This is a genomic window from Teichococcus aerofrigidensis (assembly GCF_054073225.1).
On record NZ_JBSXMU010000216.1, the window covers coordinates 1 to 2,668 of the forward strand.

Annotated in this window: 2 protein-coding genes; both read left to right on the forward strand. The window is 76.0% G+C overall.

Annotated elements, in window-relative coordinates:
- Window positions 1-326 (forward strand): type II secretion system F family protein (locus tag ACVMLK_RS20640; protein WP_457487489.1); only part of this gene is annotated, 326 nt, incomplete at its 5' end.
- The gene (gene gspD / locus ACVMLK_RS20645; RefSeq protein WP_457487490.1) at window positions 323-2,614 is read left to right on the forward strand and encodes a type II secretion system secretin GspD; all 2,292 of its coding nucleotides are present in this window, start codon (window positions 323-325) and stop codon (window positions 2,612-2,614) included. The genes ACVMLK_RS20640 and gspD, both read left to right, overlap by 4 nt.
- The last annotated feature ends 54 nt before the right edge of the window (window positions 2,615-2,668 follow it).

Below are 2,668 nucleotides of genomic sequence, written 5' to 3' on the forward strand. Positions count from 1 at the left end.
ATGCCGCCATCGCCGCCGGGCTGCGCCGTGCCGCCGATCGGCTGTCCGGCGGCGCGCGGCGGGCGGCCGCCCTGGCGGCCGAGGCCGCGCTGCCGCCGCTGGCCACCACGCTGATCGGCATCGGCGAGGAGGGCGGCCGGCTGCGGGAGATGCTGGAGGAGGTCGCGATCATCCATGAGGAGGAGGCCGAGCGTGCCACCGAACGCCTTCTGGTCCTGCTGGTGCCGGGCGTGACCCTGCTGCTGGGCGGGCTGGTCGCCGCCATCGTGCTCACCACGCTGAACGCCATCCTGGGCGCCAATGCCGCCGTCATGGGGGGGATGTGAGGCCCCGCGCCCGGCCCGCCCTGGCCCTGCTGTCCCTGGCCCTGCTGTCCCCGCTGGCGGCCTGCGGCGAGCCCGAGCTGCGCGGCCAGGCCGCCTTCGACCAGGCCATGCTCAGGCTGCAGGCGGCCGGGCAGCGGCCCCTGCCCTACCAGCCCGTCGCGGCGCCCGGCTTCATCGCGCCGCCTTCCGCCGCCACCACGCGCCGCCCGACGGTGATCGACCCCGCGGCCGAGCCGCGCGGCCTGCAGCGCGCCGCGCCCTCGGGCCTCGCCCCCGCGGGAACCGGCATGGTGACGCTGAACTTCGTCGAGGCCGGGCTGCCGCAGGTGGTGCAGACGGTGCTGGGCGATCTGCTGGGCGCCGACTACACCATCGACCCCCGTGTCAGCGGCAGCGTGACGCTGCAGACCCAGCGACCGGTGCCGGAGGAGGCCGCGCTCTCGCTGCTGGAATCGGCGCTGGAGGCGAATGGCGCCGCCCTGCTGCGCGGCGCCGGCGGCTACCGCGTCGTGCCGCTCGACAGCGCGCTGCAATCCGGCCCTCCGGTGACGCTGCGGATGCCGGGGGTGCGCGCCGGGCCCGGCTTCGCCATCCTGGCCCTGCCGCTGACCCATGCCCGCGCCGCCGACCTCCAGCGCGTGCTGCAGCCGCTGGCGCCGCGCGGCGGCTCCGTCACCGCGGACGAGACGCGCAACATCCTGCTGCTCGCCGGCACGGGTCCGCAGCTCGCCACCCTGGCGGAGGCGGCGCAGAGCTTCGACGTCGGCTGGATCCGCAACCAGTCGCTCGCCCTGCTGCCGCTCGATTCCGCGCCCGCCGCGCTGGTGGCGCAGGAGCTGAACACCCTCTTCGCCAGCGAGGGCGGCGGGCGCGAGGGGCTGCGCGTGGTGCCCGTGGCGCGGCTGAACGCGGTGCTGGTCATGGCGACGCAGCCGCAGCAGCTCGAGCGCGTGCGCCGCTGGGTGCGCTCGCTCGACGCCGCCGGCATGGGCAACGCGCCGCAGCTTTTCGTGCATCCGGTCCAGTATGTCCGCGCCAGCGAGCTGGCGGCGACGCTGCGGCAGTTGCTGCAGGGCGGCGGCGGGCGCGGCGAGGCCGGCGCGCTGCTGGCACCGGGGCAGACCGCCGCCCAGGCCCTGGCGGGCGGCGTCGCGCCGATCACCGACGCGCCACTGGGCGGTCCGGGCGGTCCGGGCGGGCCCCAGGGAGGAGGCCAGGGGGGGAGCCAGGGGGCTGGGAGCGTCGCGGCGCCCGGGCTGCCGGGAGGCCCCCCGCCGGGAACGTTGCCGGGCGGCGGGCCGGGGGCCGGCCTGCCCGCCTTCCCGCCCGGAGGGGGCGGCGGCGGCGATCTGGGCGGCCTCCCCGCCGCCCCGGTCCGCATCGTCGCCGACGAGGCGCAGAACGCGCTGATCGTCTATGCCAGCCAGACCGACTGGCGCCTGGTGGAGCGCGCCGTCATGGCGCTCGACCGCCCCCCGAGCCAGGTGGCGATCGATGCGGTGATCGCCGAGGTGACGCTGAACCAGGGGCTGGAATACGGCCTCTCCTGGTTCTTCCGAACCGGCCGCTTCAGCTTCGCCTTGGCGCAGACCGCGACCGGCGTGATCGCCCAGAGCTTCCCGGGCTTCAACCTGCTCTATTCCGGCGGCGCCGATGCCGGGGCGGTGCTGGAGGCGCTGGCCAGCGTCACCGAGGTGCGGGTGATCTCCTCGCCGCAGGTGATGGTGCTGTCGAACCAGACCGCGCGGCTGCGCGTGGGCGACTCGGTGCCGATCGTCACCCAGCAGGCCACCGGCGGCGGCGTCACCGACACGCGGATCGTCAACTCGGTCTCGCTGCGCGACACCGGCGTCTCTCTCGATGTCACGCCGCGGGTGAATTCCGCCGGCGGCGTGCTGCTCGATGTCGACCAGGATGTCTCGGACGCGGTGGCCACCACCACCAGCGGCATCGACAGCCCGACCATCCAGCAGCGGCGGCTGCGCACCGTGGTCTCCGTGCCCTCGGGCGAGACCGTGGCGCTGGGCGGGCTGATCCGCGAGGCCGACAGCACCTCGCGCTCCGGCTTGCCCTACCTGCTCGACATCCCGATCATCCGTGACCTGACCGGCACCCGCAGCCGCGACCGGCGCCGGACGGAGCTGCTGGTGCTGCTGACGCCGCGCGTGGTGCAGAGCGCGGAGGAGCTGCGCCGCGCCACGGAGGAGCTGCGGCTGCGCATGCTGAACATGGCACCGCGCGAGCCGCCCCTGCGCCAGACCCGCGGCCATGCCCTGCCCCGGCCCTAGCCGCCCGGGCTCGGCGCTGGTCCTCGCGCTCTGGATGGCGCTGCTCATCGGCAC